The organism is Parabacteroides goldsteinii (assembly GCF_020091425.1).
Classification (GTDB): domain Bacteria; phylum Bacteroidota; class Bacteroidia; order Bacteroidales; family Tannerellaceae; genus Parabacteroides; species Parabacteroides goldsteinii.
Genome location: NZ_CP081906.1, coordinates 1862303 through 1878461 on the forward strand (window position 1 = coordinate 1862303; position 16159 = coordinate 1878461).

15 protein-coding genes are annotated in these 16159 nt (G+C 42.3%); 6 read left to right on the forward strand and 9 right to left on the reverse strand.

The window, feature by feature from the left end:
• Nucleotides 1–18 precede the first annotated feature (18 nt).
• From K6V26_RS08700 to K6V26_RS08720, 5 genes are all read left to right on the forward strand, one after another.
• Nucleotides 19–543: an acetyl-CoA carboxylase biotin carboxyl carrier protein subunit gene (locus tag K6V26_RS08700; RefSeq protein WP_048315321.1), complete on the forward strand. Its 525-nt coding sequence runs from the start codon at nucleotides 19–21 to the stop codon at nucleotides 541–543.
• A 629-nt stretch (nucleotides 544–1172) separates the two neighbouring features.
• Nucleotides 1173–2291, forward strand: a complete 1119-nt coding sequence (locus K6V26_RS08705; protein WP_224265124.1) for a DUF4925 domain-containing protein — start codon at nucleotides 1173–1175, stop codon at nucleotides 2289–2291.
• A gap of 274 nt (nucleotides 2292–2565) precedes the next feature.
• Nucleotides 2566–3591, forward strand: a complete 1026-nt coding sequence (locus K6V26_RS08710; RefSeq protein ID WP_046147051.1) for a DUF4925 domain-containing protein — start codon at nucleotides 2566–2568, stop codon at nucleotides 3589–3591.
• A 242-nt stretch (nucleotides 3592–3833) separates the two neighbouring features.
• Nucleotides 3834–5045, forward strand: coding sequence for a DUF4925 domain-containing protein (locus K6V26_RS08715; RefSeq protein ID WP_048315320.1), 1212 nt, complete (start codon nucleotides 3834–3836; stop codon nucleotides 5043–5045).
• A 254-nt stretch (nucleotides 5046–5299) separates the two neighbouring features.
• Nucleotides 5300–6769, forward strand: a complete 1470-nt coding sequence (locus tag K6V26_RS08720) for a PCMD domain-containing protein (RefSeq protein ID WP_224265125.1) — start codon at nucleotides 5300–5302, stop codon at nucleotides 6767–6769.
• A gap of 69 nt (nucleotides 6770–6838) precedes the next feature.
• Here the strand turns inward: K6V26_RS08720 and K6V26_RS08725 are convergent, their stop codons facing one another.
• The 5 genes from K6V26_RS08725 to K6V26_RS08745 all read right to left on the reverse strand — a co-directional run bounded on the left by K6V26_RS08725 (nucleotide 6839) and on the right by K6V26_RS08745 (nucleotide 12557).
• A complete protein-coding gene (locus K6V26_RS08725; RefSeq protein ID WP_224265126.1) occupies nucleotides 6839–7561 on the reverse strand; it encodes a class I SAM-dependent methyltransferase in 723 nt (240 codons plus the stop codon).
• A gap of 100 nt (nucleotides 7562–7661) precedes the next feature.
• Entirely contained in the window at nucleotides 7662–8747 is a 1086-nt protein-coding gene (locus K6V26_RS08730) for an LptF/LptG family permease (protein ID WP_007656526.1), read from the reverse strand.
• 31 nt (nucleotides 8748–8778) lie between these two features.
• Nucleotides 8779–9909 (reverse strand): tRNA guanosine(34) transglycosylase Tgt, encoded by a 1131-nt coding sequence (gene tgt / locus K6V26_RS08735; protein WP_128135676.1) that lies wholly within the window; start codon nucleotides 9907–9909, stop codon nucleotides 8779–8781.
• Between the two features lie 36 nt (nucleotides 9910–9945).
• Nucleotides 9946–11625 carry a 4Fe-4S binding protein gene (locus K6V26_RS08740; protein ID WP_224265127.1) on the reverse strand — a complete coding sequence of 560 codons (1680 nt, stop codon included), beginning with the start codon at nucleotides 11623–11625 and terminating at the stop codon, nucleotides 9946–9948.
• Nucleotides 11625–12557, reverse strand: coding sequence for a DUF362 domain-containing protein (locus tag K6V26_RS08745; RefSeq protein WP_010803209.1), 933 nt, complete (start codon nucleotides 12555–12557; stop codon nucleotides 11625–11627). Before K6V26_RS08745 ends, K6V26_RS08740 begins: the two co-directional genes overlap by 1 nt.
• Nucleotides 12558–12654: 97 nt before the next feature.
• On the opposite strand from K6V26_RS08745, the gene K6V26_RS08750 reads away from it, so the two are divergent.
• Nucleotides 12655–13452 (forward strand): hypothetical protein, encoded by a 798-nt coding sequence (locus K6V26_RS08750; protein ID WP_224265128.1) that lies wholly within the window; start codon nucleotides 12655–12657, stop codon nucleotides 13450–13452.
• Between the two features lie 385 nt (nucleotides 13453–13837).
• Here the strand turns inward: K6V26_RS08750 and K6V26_RS08755 are convergent, their stop codons facing one another.
• The 4 genes from K6V26_RS08755 to K6V26_RS08770 form a co-directional block, all read right to left on the reverse strand.
• Nucleotides 13838–14728, reverse strand: coding sequence for a helix-turn-helix domain-containing protein (locus K6V26_RS08755; protein ID WP_044214452.1), 891 nt, complete (start codon nucleotides 14726–14728; stop codon nucleotides 13838–13840).
• Nucleotides 14729–14851: 123 nt separating this feature from the next.
• On the reverse strand, nucleotides 14852–15208 hold the full coding sequence (locus K6V26_RS08760) for a TlpA family protein disulfide reductase (RefSeq protein WP_081615945.1): 357 nt from the start codon (nucleotides 15206–15208) through the stop codon (nucleotides 14852–14854).
• The gene (locus K6V26_RS08765) at nucleotides 15106–15468 is read right to left on the reverse strand and encodes a hypothetical protein (RefSeq protein WP_010803206.1); all 363 of its coding nucleotides are present in this window, start codon (nucleotides 15466–15468) and stop codon (nucleotides 15106–15108) included. Before K6V26_RS08765 ends, K6V26_RS08760 begins: the two co-directional genes overlap by 103 nt.
• Before the next feature lie 33 nt (nucleotides 15469–15501).
• Nucleotides 15502–16128: an NUDIX hydrolase N-terminal domain-containing protein gene (locus K6V26_RS08770; protein WP_224265129.1), complete on the reverse strand. Its 627-nt coding sequence runs from the start codon at nucleotides 16126–16128 to the stop codon at nucleotides 15502–15504.
• Nucleotides 16129–16159 lie beyond the last annotated feature (31 nt).

Genomic DNA, 16159 nt, shown 5'->3' on the forward strand with positions numbered 1-16159 from the left:
AAAGGGGAGGAGAAGATTATGCCGAAAGCATTAGCAACTTATTTTGCAACAGTAAATGATATGCCGGACACCGAATTTAAAGTGGAGATACTGGAAGACGGCCCGGTAAAGAAAGTTTCCGTAAACGGAAAGATATATGATGTCGATTATAATGTAGGTGGCGACAGTATCCACTCCATTATCCTGAATCATAAATCGCATGGCGTACAGATCACCAATATCCGTGACGACATGTACGAAGTAAAGAACAAAGGCGACTACTTCCAGGTACAGGTGATCGACGAACTGAAGAAGATGCGCCTGTCGCGTATCCAGTCGGTAGCTGTCGGCCGCCAGGTCATCACCGCCCAGATGCCGGGAGTAATCCTGAAAGTAAATGTAAAACCCGGCGACGAAGTAAAAGCCGGAACCCCTCTCTGCGTCCTGGTTGCCATGAAGATGGAAAACGAGATACGCAGCCCGATAGACGGGGTGGTGAAAGAAGTTTATATAGAGAATGGCGACAAGGTGGCTGTCAATGATAAGATGTTGGTGGTAGAGTAATTAGTATATAGATTAAGTTTTCGGAAAGCGTTGGCAATATTTATTGTCGGCGCTTTTTGGGTTTTAAGAAGGTTTATTAAACGAGGCTCGCCTCGTGCCGCAGGCTCTCTTTTGCCGTTGGTTTCAACCAACGGTTCTAAATACAGGAGGCAAAGCCTCTTCCTCTGTGGGATTTATCCCCTTTCATAATATGATACCAGATAAAGGGGTTGAAACCCACAGAGGAATCCGGTAAAACCGGAAGATTTATCTATCCGTCAGTTGAAACTGACGGCAAAAGAGAGCCTGCGGCATGGGGTAAAACCCCATTAAAGAAAATAGTTCAACTCTGACAATATTTGAGTCTTCTGCATTTCTTTTTTAGAACAAATGAAAGGAAGCAAACTGTTATTAGCCGAGGCAAGTTCTCCTTTAGAAATTCCCCACCTTTGTTTATGTGGGGAATTTTCCCCCTAGTAGTGGGGAATAATCCCCATTGCAATGGGGAAAAACACCCACTCTTATGGGGAGAATGTTATAGTTCAGCTATTTCTATTGGCATAGATGATTGATAATTTTAAATCAAACACACCTTTTCTAACAAGCAAATCATTTATCTTTGTGCAACTTATTATAAAGAAAAGAGAGTTATGAAGAAAAGTTTTTTGTATTTGTTTACCGTGCTTTGTACGTTAAATATGTTTACCGCTTGTAGCAATGATGATGATTCGAAAGATCCGAATGGCTTGGAAGTAAATGCCACTTACTCCGGTGAAAATCTTGATTTGAAGTATAGCGATGTCGCTTTGTTGGGCAAGGAAATTTCTTTTGAGACAAAAGACGGTAAGACGGCTACACTCACGATGAAAGGTACCTTTGACATGAGTGTCATTAACGGACTTATCAACGGCGGATCGAAATCCGCATTAATTCCTAATCTGGTTCCCGGCGTAATTCCGGGAGAAATTATTACAACGATATCGAATGTCCCCCTGACTCTATCCGGAGAGAAATATACGTTTGAAGGAACAGATTCAGGCAACGGACGTGAAGTAAAATACACCGGCAGCGTGGAAAAAGACAAGCTGGTCCTCTCTCTGAACGTAACCATGCCGAAGAATGACCTGACTGGTAACTGGAACCTGGCAGTACAGCAGCCGTTGAACCTTGTCTGGTCGGCAGGCGACGCAACGATCGACCTGAGTGGTTTAGGTATCTCCGGAATCTCCGGCCCGATTCCTGTATCGACGGCTGCACCTATGATTGGACAGTTTGCAGGTCCTATGCTGCATCAAGTACTTAAAAGCATTTCATACGGAGAAGACGGAAACATTACTGCCCGTTATATGAAAAAAGGAGCATCCGACTGGCAGTCTTCCCCGCTTAACCTGGCACAGTATTACATCAAAAATAATAAATTGTATGTGCAATTAAATATTGCCCAGATCCTGGCAACAGTGGAGGCTAACAAGTCTAAAGCGGATATAGGTAGCAGTGAAATCCTGAAATTCCTGGAGGCGATTAAGTTGATCGCTCCTTACCTTTCAGACGGTGTTCCTTTGAGTTACAGCGTTTCGAACGGAACGGCGCAAGTCACTCTCGGATATGACGTATTGGGAAAACTGTTTGCTTTGCTGACCGATGAAGATTTGTCCGGTTTGATTTTGGGAAAATTACCTGATAATTTCAAGGCTGTTATGGCACAAATTCCGGGTATCCTCGAAAAGACGGATGATGTAAATGTAACCTTGATCCTGCAAAAGCAATGATAGCATTACGATTTTTTGAATGAAAAAAGGCAGTTGGTTTATTCCAGCTGCCTTTTCTTACTCAATCTCCGATCGATCGCAGCCACCTTCTTCAAGATATATGGCAGGTTTGTTGGTCAGTTTGACTTTCACTTTCTTGCCTACGCAGGGACATAGTGTTAAAAATCAATAGTGATTTCCTAAGTATGAACGGCATAATTATTATTACAGACCTTAACTTTGAAAAGGAATAATAACTATCTTTGCCCCCGATTAATATTAAACTTAAAAAATAATGAAGAAAAATTTATTGTACTTGTTTGCTCTGATCTGCTCTGTGAGCCTGTTTACGGCTTGTAGTGATGATGATGAAAAAACAGATGACAGTTGGAAAGCTGTTTCTGCTACATATTCTGCAGAGACACTTAAGTTAAGCTTGGATGGCACTGAAGTTTCAGATCAATCTGTAAAAGTAATTGCTAATTCTGCAGAGTCAGCAAGTGTCGTTTTAACAAAACTTATTCCAGGCGAAGCTGAAATTACAGTGGATGCTAAAATGCTTAAAACAGGAGAAAACTATGCGTTAGAAGGTGAAAATAAGACAGATTTACGTACAGTATCTGTAAAAGGGTCGGTAGAATCTGGAATTTTGACACTGGATGTTAAATTGAAAATAACAGCACCTATTGCTGGAACATGGAAATTAGCAGAAATAAAGAAAGACGAAAATGATAGTTTTGTTTCTGGGCCGCTATTCATGACTTGGGAAGCCGAGGATGGGACTTTGTTAGGAGGCTTTTTGCCGATAGAATCAATACCGGCTTTAGCTGGTCCTTTAGGAAGTTTAGTTTTAGGACAAGTACTTCAAAATGTTACATTTCAGGATAACGGACAAATTGTAGCATCTTATTCTAAAAGTGGAATTAGTCTGGATAAACCAGTGACTCCGTCTTGGGAGACTTCAGAAGAAGGTTACGCAGCCTATAATGTAACTGAGACTCAGATTCTCGTCTTTTTGAATTTGGAAAAGATCATAGCAGGATCAAAATCAGAACAATCTTCATTTGATCCATTAATAGAATTAGTTAAGAATGGAATACCTGTAAATTACGAAATTGCTTCTGATGGAAATTCGGCAAGAGTATATATCGACAAAGAGCTTGTTGATAAAATCGTACCGTTGCTTCCTATGCTATCCGGTATGATTGAAGATAATGCTTTAGGTGGAATGGGAGCTTTTGTAAAAGGACTCTTGGATTCATTCCCCGAAGCAATGAATAAAACAACTAAATTAGAAATTGGTTTGAATTTAGTGAAATAAGTTTGAACTAAAATCCGATATAACTATAAGATCTCTATCAGGTTGTTGCAACTAGTTGCAACAACCTGATATTTTTTTAGCTATAAATAGCATTTTTGTGATTCTACACTACTTTATGGGAGATGTTATTAATAAAGAATGTTCTATTTTTAAGGACTTATCAGGAGAGGTATGTTTACAAAAAAAATGTTCTTATCTTCGCACCCTATTAACATTAATAATAATATTAAACGTAATTTACTATGAGTAAAAAATTAGTCTATTTATTTGCATTGATTTGTTCTATCGGCTTATTTACAGGATGTAGTGACGATGAGGAAGAAATAGTTGACAACAGCTGGGAAGAGTTGGTAGGTGATTACAGTGGAGAAAATTTAGTGCTTTCATATGGTGATATGGCTCTAACCGGAAAGAAAGTTACTTTCTCGGCTACCAATGGTAACAATGGGAAACTTTTACTGAATAATATAATCCCGGGAGAAAATGAAACTACAATCTCTAATGTCGAGGTTAAAAACAGCGAATTTTCAGGAACAGCTACTACTACTTATGCTAATGTGGAGTATGCCGGTTCTGTCAAAGAGAAAGTAATGACATTGAAATTGACTGTCGTAATGAATGACCCGAACGGATGGGCGAAAACTTATAGTCTGGCGGATTATACGACCGGACCACTCGAATATAACGGATATGAGAATCCAAACGCTGTACTTGCGGGTGCTGGTTACGTCAACTATGTTTGTGTTACATCTTCTTCTGATTACGGTACATCTTACGGAGCCATGTTCAGAGGTCTTTTCGGGATACTTCTTCCACAAGTATTAAATTCGGTTACTTTAGGTACAGATGGTACTATCACAGCTAAATATATAAAAGAGGGAAAAATTGAATTCAAAACAGATTGGATTTTCCAGTCACCGACAAAAGAGGTTGTAGAAGCACTTATCCCAACTTCCAATTGGTTAGATGCTCCTAAACACTTGGCCTATTGGTTCCATAAAGATGGTAAACTATATATGAAACTCGATTTAGGCAATATTATCGGGCAAGCGATGGGTAGCAATGCTGATGGAATGTCTGAGATCATAACAACAGTATTGACAAGTGAACCTGCCCAATTAAAACAGTTATTAGCTGGTCTACTCAAAGTAAGTGAAATTCCGGTCAGTGATGAAACGATTGCTTTATTACAGGATTGGGCTGTTAATGGAATACCCATGAGTACAAAAACAGAGAATGGACATACTTATATTTACCTTGACAAGAATGCATTCGACCCGATCATGAAAATGCGTGACGATTCTTCTGATTTCCTGAATCTATGGAATATGTTGAGTACAGCAGGTATTATTCCTCCAGATGCCGCCATGGCAGGTATGTTGTTACCAGCTATCAGTAATAATTGGGATGCTACAGAAGCGTTCGATTTAGGTTTAGATTTAAAAGCTAACTAATAAGCAAGATATAGTTATATTGTTTGAGAAAAGAGGATGCGTCAATGATGCATCCTCTTTTTGTCATATATTATTTCTCCTCTATCACAAACACCTCATGACTGGCGGTATTATTGGGGGGTAATATCTCCCTATCAATTTATCCGTCAATGCCTTTCCAGAACAAAACGTTTTATAAAAAATTATCCTTATCTTCGTACCGCTAAAAAACTTTATTTTACTAATTAAAAAGGTATTAGTTTACTAACAGATTTATGAAAACAAAATTAATGTATTTCTTCGGCCTGCTTTGCATGCTAGGCCTGTTTTCGGCTTGTAGTGATGACGATAAGGTAGAACCTATCGGAACAGAATTTGACGGTGTATACAAAGGAACACTGGATGTAGACCTGGATGGTACGAAAGTAGGTACTGATCTTCCCCAGAAAGTGTATGTGACAAAGGTTGGAGATAACCTGATCAAGATGGAACTGAAGAACTTCAGCTTCGGTGCGATGGCGCTCGGAAATATATCCGTAGACAAATGTAATGTAGAAAAACAGGGCGATAACGCTTGTCAGTTTGATGGCGAACAAAAGCTATCCTTACCTGTAGTCGGCGATTGTGACGTGGTGATGAGCGGTACGATCACAGGTGAAAAGCTGGAAATGGTTATCAATGTAAAGGCAACTCAGGAAGGTGCTGCGATCAATGTGAAGGTAGACTTTACAGGAACGAAATTAGCAGCCGACCAGAGTTCGGAAGCTAAGATTACGGAGTTTACTTTTGATAGTAAAGAAGTGGTTTCACAGCCAGTTATTGATGGAACAAGCATTACTTTTATGGTAACAGATACGATCAAAGCGGAAGAATTGGCAGCTTTGGTTCCTACCATCAAGATTTCAGATAAAGCAACGATTACTCCGGCAAGCGGGGTAGCTCAAGATTTTTCTAAACCGGTCACTTATACCGTCACTTCGGAAGATGGAATTGTAACAACGATTTATACGGTTGCTGTTGCTGGTAAGGTATTACAATATTCGTTAGACGAATGGCTGGATAAAGGTACCGGTAAAGCTGCATATAAGACTCCGTCTCCAGATGATAAATGGGCAACAAGTACTGCCGGAGCTAGTCTGTTAGCACTCTTGGGTTATACCGGTGAACTCCCGGTTGTTCCGACTGATGATGCAGTAAAAGGGACGGCTGCAAAACTGGTAACAGTTTATACAGCTGATGTATCTATGGCACCAGCTCTTACTTCTGGTTCTTTATATACCGGACGTTTTGCAATTGATTTCTCAAATCAGTTAAACAGTACGAAGTTCGGAATCATGTGTGATAAAAAACCGTTATTTTTTAATGGATATTATAAATATACTCCAGGTGAATTGTTCTTGGATGGTTCTGTAAAAGATAAAATTGTAGAACATCCTGAGTTGACAGACGAATGTAGTATAAAAGGAGTTTTATATGAAGTTTCGAGCGAAAGTGAAACTTTGACAGGGGTGGATATCAGTGGTTCTAAAAAGATCGTTGCCATAGCACAATTGGCTGATGGATCAGCTAAATCGGAATATACTCCTTTTAGTCTTGAATTTAAGTATCTGGAAGGTAAAACATATGATGCTACAAAACTGTATAAGTTAGCTCTGATTTGTTCTTCCAGTGCAAAAGGAGATACATTTAATGGTGCTGCAGGAAGTACTTTATTTGTAGATGAACTCGAAGTCGTTTTTGAATAATAGAATATTCACATGATTTATAGAAAGATGCTATCTGTTTTAGGTAGCATCTTTTGTTATATATTATATTTACTTCTCCGTCACCACAAACATCTCATGATTTGACGTGAAATTATTTGTATCTAGCATATCTTTATATACCGAGCAACTTTTAAATCCTACATTTTTCAATAATGTACAGATTTCCTCTTCATTATAATAACGGTCCCATACGATGAAATGCTTTATTTCATCATCTGTCAGCAGATTGTATTGGTACGTGAAGCACTTCTCTTTCGGATGATGGAATGTCTGGCTTAACAGAAGGTATTTGCTGTCATTCCAAAAGCCGCCGGATGGACTGTATTCCCAATTTCTTTCTTCCCGTTTGTCTTTGATAAGCTCTTCGGTAAAAACATCGAAGATAAGTTTCCCACCTTCGGTCAGTGAGTCGAAGATGTGGTGGAGCAACGTATCGCGTTCCTGGTCGGAATGGGTACCCATATCACAATAAATCATCATGACCGCATCATAGTTACCCGCCGGATAATGGAGAATATAATCATCCTGGATATACCGGATATCTTTCCTTCGTTGGGAGGCGTAATCGATAGAGGCTTTGTTGAAGTCGATGCCTGTTACTTCATGGCCTTGGTCACGAAATAACTCCGCGTATAATCCCGGTCCGCATCCCAGGTCAAGTATATGGGAGGTCGGCCGGATATGGCTATTTATGAAATCAACAATTTTCAGGATAGATGCCCAATTGCGGCTGGCACCGTCCGTTTCAGGATTCAGATGTTCCTGTAACATTTGCTTTTGTATGTAAGGATCAGTCCAAATGTTACAGGATGACCGCTGAAACGGCTTGGGTTTTGTGTCTATTATATTCATTTTAGTTTGAGATTCCGTATTACCTCGGCGCCTTCTGATACAGATAAATGGCGATAAACGTATAAAGGATATTTGGAATCCAGGCTGCCACCATCGGACTCACATATCCGTTGATTGCAAAGGTCGATGTCACTGTCGTAAACAGGATATAGGAGAAACTCAGCGCCAGTCCGATACCGATATTCAATCCCATTCCCCCTTTGATTTTGCGCGAAGAAAGAGACGCCCCGATGGAGGTCAGGATAAATGCCGCCATGATGGAGGCAAAGCGCTTATGATATTCTATCTGGAATGTCTGGATATTACCGATACCACGCGTTTTCTGACGTTCGATATAGGTTGCCAACTCCGGTGAAGTCATCGTTTCGCAGTCGGTGACGGAAATCAGGAAGTCGGAAGGAATAATCGTCAGCGTAGTGTCCTTGCGGGAACCTTCGGTAATATGTTCGCGCATTCCGTCGAAATCACGTATCATATAATCGATGACAGTCCATTTGTACAGAGAGTCGTATTTGATGGAGTTGGCAGTCAGTTTGGATACCAGCTTCTTGTTTTCGAAATGTTCCAGAGAGAAACGGTAACCCATATTCGGACGCGCATCGTAGCGGTCGAAATAGGCAATCACGCCCGGCTCCACTTCAATCTGGATATTGCGGGCATATTCTACCTTTTTATTTCGGATATACTTATTCTGGAAGTCAATACGTGTAATATTTGCCGGAGGAATAATGAACGCGCTCAATATAAAACTGGCTATCGCAATAATCCCCGCCGAAATAGCATACGGCAACATAAGCCGCCGGAAACTCATGCCGCTGGCAAGCATTGCAATAATCTCCGAATTGTCTGCCAGCTTGGAGGTGAAGAAGATAACCGCAATAAACGTGAACAGCGGACTGAACAGGTTGGCAAAGTACGGGATAAAGTTCATGTAATAATCCAGGATAATGGCCTGCAGGGGCACGTCCGGCTTCAGGAACTTGTCAATCTTCTCGTTTATATCGAAAACTACCGAGATAGAGATAATCAGTATAATCGCGAAAACATACGTCCCGAGAAATTGCTTGATGATATACCAGTCTATCCGTCTTAATTTGAATTTCATGCGAATGTCTTTTTTAGTTGACTGTCAACTTTTAAAGTCTGTTGTCAAGTTGTTGCACCATGCCGCTTTTCCAGGTAGAGAAATCGCCGGCAATGATGTGCCTGCGTGCTTCCTTCACCAGCCATAGGTAAAAGGCGAGGTTATGGATGGAGGCGATTTGTAAGCCCAACAGTTCGTTTACTTTGACCAGATGATGCAGGTAGGCTTTGCTGTAAAGCGTATCCACATAAGAGTTTCCGTCGGAGTCGATGGGGGAGAAGTCGTCTTCCCATTTCTTGTTACGGATATTGATGGTGCCGAAACGGGTGAAAAGCTGCCCGTTGCGTCCGTTGCGGGTCGGCATGATGCAGTCGAACATATCCACGCCGCGTTCGATAGCTTCCAGCAGGTTTATCGGCGTACCGACACCCATCAGGTAACGGGGCTTGTCTTTCGGCAATATTTCATTTACAACCTCGATCATTTCGTACATCTTCTCGGTCGGTTCGCCGACAGCCAGTCCGCCGATGGCATTCCCGTCAGCTCCCTTCCTGGCAACGTTTTCAGCGGCGTGACGGCGCAGGTCCGGATATACGCAACCTTGTACAATCGGGAAGAGACATTGCTGATATCCGTATTTCGGTTCCGTGGCGTTGAAACGGTCGAAACAACGGTCCAGCCAACGTTCGGTCAGTCCCAGTGATTTCTTGGCATAGTCGTAATCGGCATCACCTGGACAGCATTCGTCGAAAGCCATAATGATATCGGCTCCGATGATACGTTGGATATCCATTACTTTCTCCGGTGTGAAGAGATGCTTCGATCCGTCGATATGCGAGCGGAATTCGGCACCTTCCTCATGCAGTTTACGGTTGTCGGAAAGCGAGAACACCTGGAAGCCACCGCTGTCGGTCAGGATAGGACGGTCCCATGTATTGAACTTATGAAGTCCGCCGGCCTTTTCCAGTATTTCAAGACCCGGTCGAAGATAAAGATGATAGGTGTTACCCAGGATAATCTGGGCGTCGATATCTTCTTTCAACTCGGTCATGTGGACTCCTTTCACTGTGCCTTGTGTTCCGACAGGCATAAAAATGGGCGTCTCGATTACCCCGTGGTCGGTTGTAATCAAGCCCGCCCTTGCATTTGTTTTAGTATCGTTGTGTTGTAATTCGAATTTCATTCTGCAAAATTTGCTTGCAAAGGTAGCATTTTTCCGTTAGAATCCGAAGTCATCGACTTCTACGTTTTTAACTTCTTCCTCTTCCGGCAAAACAATGGTCTGATGCACCGTATTTGCTTTTACGATAATGGCACGCATCGGACGTACCGGGCAAATGGATTCGCAGCCGCCGCAACCGACACACAGGTCCGGATTTACTTCGGGAATAGTCAGCGTCCCTTTATAAGGAACCATATGTACCGCTTGTGTCGGACAGTGTTCGGAGCAGGCACCGCAATCGGTCCCTTCCGTCTTCACTATACAACGGTTAATAAAGAAGGTGGCAATGCCGACTTGCAACGATTTCTTTTCTTCTACGGAAATCGGTTTGAGAGCTTCGGCCGGACAGACTTCCGAGCAAATGGTACATTCATAGTTACAATAACTGCTGATATAAGCCATGCGTGGTTTCAATAGATAGTCGAAACCATATTCAAGCCCTGCCGGACGTAATACCTGGCTGGGACATTTCACGACACAGATATGGCATCCCGTACATTTGTCTTTAAACCGTTCCAGGTTCAGGGAACCGGGAGGGGTGATGGGCGGCCATTTCTTCCGACCTTTTTTCTTTCCGTGACCGTTGCCTTGACCATGTCCTTTGGCTTGTCCGACGCCATCTGCTATAGCCGAAACAACAGGCAATGTTGCAGCAACCGTTACTCCGGTTGCCAAGAAGGTACGGCGGCTGTTAGAAGCACTTGTCCGTTCCCGTGCTTGACACGGGATCGCATTGGAACTGCCCGTATCGGCAGCAGATTGAGAATGTCTGTCCTTCTGCGGCCCCGTGTCAGGCACGGGGACAAGATTGTCATTCTCTTTATGGAAAGCCGGTTTGAAACGGTATTGTAATCCACCTTTGGAGCAGGAAGAAACGCAATTGAAGCAATCCACGCAACGCGATGAGTCGACCGTCATCTCTTTTGCATTAATAGCTTCCGCCTTGCAGGTTCGTTCGCAGTTGCCGCAATGGTTGCAGGCTTCCTTGTCAAACGAGATACGCATTTGTGAATAACGTGATACCAGACTGAGTAAGGCTCCAACGGGACATAATGTATTGCAAAACAAACGCCCCCGGAAAATAACCATTACAATAAATACGACCAGTGCAACAATGGCAGATATTAATCCGGCAATACTAACCGTACTGATTGTAACATGGAATAAAGAATAGTTATCCATCTTCATCAGCCAGTCGGCTAATACATTATTTCCCCACATCACAGCAGGACGAAACAGGTTTGCTGCTATACGACCGAAATTGCTATAAGGGTCGAGCAATAAACATAACCCGGAAAATCCCAATGCGGTAGTCACCACTGTTAGGGCCAGTATTGAATATCGTAGCCAGTTCATTGGCTTATGATAACTGAAACGGCGAACACCTTTTTTCTTCTTTTTACCAATACAAAACAGACGGTTGATGATATCTTGCAGAATCCCGGCCGGACAAATGGCTGAACAGTATATACGTCCAAAAAGGTATGTCATAATAAGCAATACTGCAACAATACCAAACATGCCGCCTAATACTGCGGGCAATAATTGGATATGCAGAAACTTATGTACATCCACCGGCATCTTGTTGGTGAAATCAAGAAAAAACAAGAGTATAGGTACAAAAAACAGGAGTGCGAGAAGTACTCTCACTCCTTTCTGATAATTTAATCGCTTCATTAAATCTTAATACGTTTGATATTGACTTTCTTCAAATCCGTTGTTCCCAGTTTCAATTCTTCGCCTTTGCTGATATGGCTTACGGCTTCCATATCCAGTTTCTTTACCTGGTTGAACAAAGCCAGGGCAGCCGTGTCGATAGCAATGATATTCGGGGAAACAATCATGGATTTCAATGTAGCTACGTCGGCAGCGCTTTTACCCTGCGGTCCGTTCTGATGCATCATACGGTAAGCATCCACAATGTTCAATACTGGTTTCTTCTGCCAGGTGCAGATGTCGGCGATACATTGTTGCAAGTCGTTCTGATGGAAGAAACGGCGGTCCCACACGATACCCATGTAGTTCTTCATGGCACACGACAGTTTCGCTCCGCCGTGGTTCTTCAGGATAGGCACGTTAATCCACGCATCCGCTTCAATCAACGCTTCATGTATCTTTGCAGACTTTACTTTTACTCCGTTAGGGATGGATACTTCTTTGAAATACTTTTCATCGTTGGCTGGCATGATGATACCTCCGGCTTCTTTGACGGCGGCAGCGATGCCACTGCTTTCGTAACATTTCTGCCAGTTGTCGCAGGTATGGTCGAAAACAGTCACTTTTTCAGCTCCGGCTTCCAGGCACTTCTTTACCAATGCCTTGATTAGTCCCGGATTAGTGTTTCCTGCCAGTTCCGGTGTACGGTCCCAGCCGATGTTCGGTTTGATAACGACTTTTTGCCCTTTCTTGATGTATTTACCGATTCCCCCCAGGGTCTCCAATGCTTTGTCAAGCATGACTTCGGGTTCTCCACCCATTACGGCGACCATTTCGGGAGCTTGTTCTACTGCCATCGTATTGCTGGACAACGCAGCTTGCAACCCGGTAAAGTCTATTGAGAGAGCGGCGCCAGCTACTACACTGGTCTTTAAGAAATCACGACGTTTCATCTTCTTGTAATTGGTTATTAGAATTGTTTATAGTTGAAACAAAGGTAGTAATTCTCTGAATTATAGTGTATCTTTGCCTACAAAAAATATTAAATTAATGGAATTATCAGGCTATATATCATTGCAATCGTTCGTTGAAGGATGCACCGGACCGGCCGGCGAACCGGCACTTATTTTACAGGCTGAGAATTTATTATATACGGTTCCTGAAGAAGAATATCAATATGGATTATCGCTGCTCCGGAAGGCTATCGGAGCATATGAGGCACAAAAAGGTATTCCTTTGGAAAGCAGCAAACAGGCTATTCCTTTTTTTCGTGAAAAGCGCCGGATGCTGATCGGGCCGGAGATGGAACTTTATAAGTTCTCCTTCTATGAGAATGAAACCGTTCTGCCTGAAAAGGTGTGGTCAACCCGACAGCCTTATCTGCGGTTATCGTTTGACTATGAGCAATTAGCCGAACATTGTCTTTTTGAAAACATATTCCTGGTACGCTGTAAATACGACGAAAAACAGATACTCGATAATTTCATTACCCAGATGGACCGCGAGTACGATAAATTCTTTTTCGATGAAGAACACAGCGGCTTTACTGCCGATTCACGTTTCTTTTCTCTTTTATGCAATGCCTGCCTGGAAGTAAAGAAACCACTGTCTGCTCCGGAAAAAGAATGGCGGCTGGCAGTCCTCCGCAGTCCGTCCGAAGCCGGTTACCGGTACGATAACGGACAGTTACTGCCTTCCGTTCCTATTTCTTTGCCGTTAAGTGTGATTCGCCGGGTTGCTTTGCTTAACAGTGAGAAAGAAGGATTGAATTTTAGTGCCCTTGCCGGATTCATGCAGCGCATCGGATTACCGCCCGAACGTTATCTGGAAGGTTTGTTGGAACAATAAACGACAAACTATTGACGGAATTGATTTAGTTCAAAGGTTCTTATCTGCAATATCTACAACTTCTGTTGTAATTTATTGTTTATTAGCGGACTATGATACGAATGTAGATATAAATGTATCTACAATAGCAGGGATATATCTACCATTATTGTTACTTTTCAAATACAACATGCAACCATCTTACACTTGTGGGGTATTACATTTATCTCTATGTCCATAATTGCTGTCAGGTATAGTTTATTTGTTTTTCTGCTGTCTAAACTTTTGTTTTGTGCTGAGAAAACAAAAGTTTCCACCGCACAAAACTTTTGTTTCCTCCGCAAGAAACTTTTATTCATCCCTCCTCCTTTCTCCATCGAAAAGCAAGATAGTGATATGTAATGTATCAGTTGGGATGCCTGTATTCGTTGGGTGAACATCCGGCTATTTTGGTAAACAACCGGGTAAAATACTGGACTGAAGAATAGCCTAGTTCGTCAGCAATCTGGTTGACGGTTTTGTGGGTTGTCTGAAGTCGTTGTCGGGCGATTTCGATACGTTTGAACTGTATGTGTTCCTTTATGTTTTTCCCCGTTTCATATTTCAGCAAATCTGTGAAGTAGGAGGGTGACAGCTGAAGTAAATCCGCACAATATTCAGCCGAAGGCAAACCGTTGCGTTTCACCCGGTCTGCTTCGAAATATTCATTTAGTATCTTCTCAAATTTGGTGAGAAGTTTCTTGTTGGCTTCGCAACGGGTGATAAACTGGCGTTCGTTGAAACGTGTGCAATAATCCAGCAGCAACTCGATGTATTTTGTTATCAGCGTTTTGCTGTGGCAATCTATGGCGTGCTGTAACTCTTCACGGATATTATCGAAACATTCCGATACTTTCTGTTTCTCACGTGCCGAGATATGGAGGGCTTCATTTTTGTGATAAGAAAAGAATGAGTAATCCTGTATATTCTGCCCCAACGAAGTGCAACCGATAAGGTCCGGATGAAATGCCAGCATCCTGCCTTTCTGTGGCAATAAGCAGTTATCTATCGCAATGGTCTCTCCCGGTGTGAGGAACAGGAGCGTACCGTCAGAATAGTCATAATATTGACGTCCGTACAGGAAATCCCCGCACCGACATTCCCTTAACAGGACGGCATAAAAGCCTAACTTGATATTTTGCTGCGTCAGGTTACTGTCGGATAAGTCGATGACGCTGACCAGAGGATGCAATGTCTTGCTACCCATGTAGCAGTTACATTGGTGAACCGTTCCTATTTTTATCGTTTTACTTTTCAAAGTCGTAAGTATTTGAACAGTAACAAAGATACAAAGAGATTTACATCTAAAAACAGGGACATGTAATTAGGGTAACAATATCCGTAATATTGGTACAACTTTCATTCTGACGGCAAGTTTTGCTTAGTTTCCTGTTAATGCATATAGCTTGTTTATCTCATTTTCTTCCCATAAATTGAATGGTTCGAAATTGCCGTCGGGATATACTAATATGGTATGCGGAATGTGAGGTACATAATATTTGCCACGTACTCCGGCTATATCCTGGTAAGCTAGCAGGCTTCTCCAGGGTAATTCCTCTTTCTTCACAAATTCCTGCCATTGTTTGATTGTTTTCTTTTCATCTATGGATATGGTTACGAAATCTACTTTATCTTTTAATTTCTGATAAATTTCTTTCTGGACAGGAAGTTGCTTATGGCAAGGCTGACACCAGGAAGCAGAAAAGATGATGACCGTACATCGTGTAGAGTCTTCCAGTCAAAAGGCTTGGGGAGTATCTCAAAAGACGCTGTCGTTTTATACAGGCTGTCCGGTATCTGAAATGTCCATGTGATGCTATCCGCCTTTTCCCCTTTTATAAAGAAAGGCGGAATCTCCGTGTTTCGGATGAACAAAGAATCATACTCTATACCTTTTGTTTGTATAGTCAATGACCTGTGCTTGTTATCGATGGTTCTGTTGCATGATGCGGTGAACATTGTTACAAACAAAATCCCTAATAGATACTTTGTCTTCATGGTTTTACGTTTTATGATTGATATTCGTGGTTTTCAGTCAAACTGTACCTCCCAGTTTTTATCCCGGTAGGCGGCAAAGCACATTTCTATCTGTTCCTTATTATTCTTTTCTTCGGCTAGCGGGGGAATTTCATCGAGGCTGAAATAACCGCTTTCTATTGTTTCTATGTTGGGCTGGAAATCTCCGCCTTTGGCTTCACAGAGGACAAAAACTTTGCAGACATTATAAGCATAGGGAGGCAGATTATGCAGGTTCCGGTCCTGTACCGCTATAATCCGGGTTGCTTCGACGTCCAAGCCGGCTTCTTCTTTTACTTCTTTTATCGTGTTCGACTTTATGGTCTGGTTTACGTCCACCCAACCTCCGGGTAACGACCAGGTACCGTTTTTCTCTTTGACCAGCAATATCCTGTTGGCTTTAAAGATGGCGGCTCTTGTGTCCAGCTTAGGTGTTTGGAAACCTTCTTCGTTACAAAACAAGTCCTTTACTTTCTCCAAAGGCAAACCGGTTTGCCGGCTGACTATTTCGGCCGATATTTCCCTGATGCGTTCAAACCGTTCGATATCGAAAGCATCTTTTGAATATGTTAACCCCGCTTGTGCGATAAATTGTAGTTCCTTGGCCCATTCAAGCCATTCCGGTTGCTGATTTTTGTTCATAACTATTCTTTTACGTGTAAAAGTTTCTCCG

Bases quoted from the DNA above. Each gene is read 5' to 3' on its own strand.
- K6V26_RS08725 (WP_224265126.1), bottom strand. From the start codon at position 7,561: ATGTTACAGGAACATCTGAATCCTGAAACGGACGGTGCCAGCCGCAAT.
- K6V26_RS08765 (WP_010803206.1), bottom strand. From the start codon at position 15,468: ATGAAGACAAAGTATCTATTAGGGATTTTGTTTGTAACAATGTTCACC.
- K6V26_RS08730 (WP_007656526.1), bottom strand. From the start codon at position 8,747: ATGAAATTCAAATTAAGACGGATAGACTGGTATATCATCAAGCAATTT.
- tgt (WP_128135676.1), bottom strand. From the start codon at position 9,909: ATGAAATTCGAATTACAACACAACGATACTAAAACAAATGCAAGGGCG.
- K6V26_RS08710 (WP_046147051.1), top strand. From the start codon at position 2,566: ATGAAGAAAAATTTATTGTACTTGTTTGCTCTGATCTGCTCTGTGAGC.
- K6V26_RS08750 (WP_224265128.1), top strand. From the start codon at position 12,655: ATGGAATTATCAGGCTATATATCATTGCAATCGTTCGTTGAAGGATGC.
- K6V26_RS08700 (WP_048315321.1), top strand. From the start codon at position 19: ATGCCGAAAGCATTAGCAACTTATTTTGCAACAGTAAATGATATGCCG.
- K6V26_RS08745 (WP_010803209.1), bottom strand. From the start codon at position 12,557: ATGAAACGTCGTGATTTCTTAAAGACCAGTGTAGTAGCTGGCGCCGCT.
- K6V26_RS08770 (WP_224265129.1), bottom strand. From the start codon at position 16,128: ATGAACAAAAATCAGCAACCGGAATGGCTTGAATGGGCCAAGGAACTA.
- K6V26_RS08715 (WP_048315320.1), top strand. From the start codon at position 3,834: ATGAGTAAAAAATTAGTCTATTTATTTGCATTGATTTGTTCTATCGGC.
- K6V26_RS08705 (WP_224265124.1), top strand. From the start codon at position 1,173: ATGAAGAAAAGTTTTTTGTATTTGTTTACCGTGCTTTGTACGTTAAAT.
- K6V26_RS08720 (WP_224265125.1), top strand. From the start codon at position 5,300: ATGAAAACAAAATTAATGTATTTCTTCGGCCTGCTTTGCATGCTAGGC.
- K6V26_RS08740 (WP_224265127.1), bottom strand. From the start codon at position 11,625: ATGAAGCGATTAAATTATCAGAAAGGAGTGAGAGTACTTCTCGCACTC.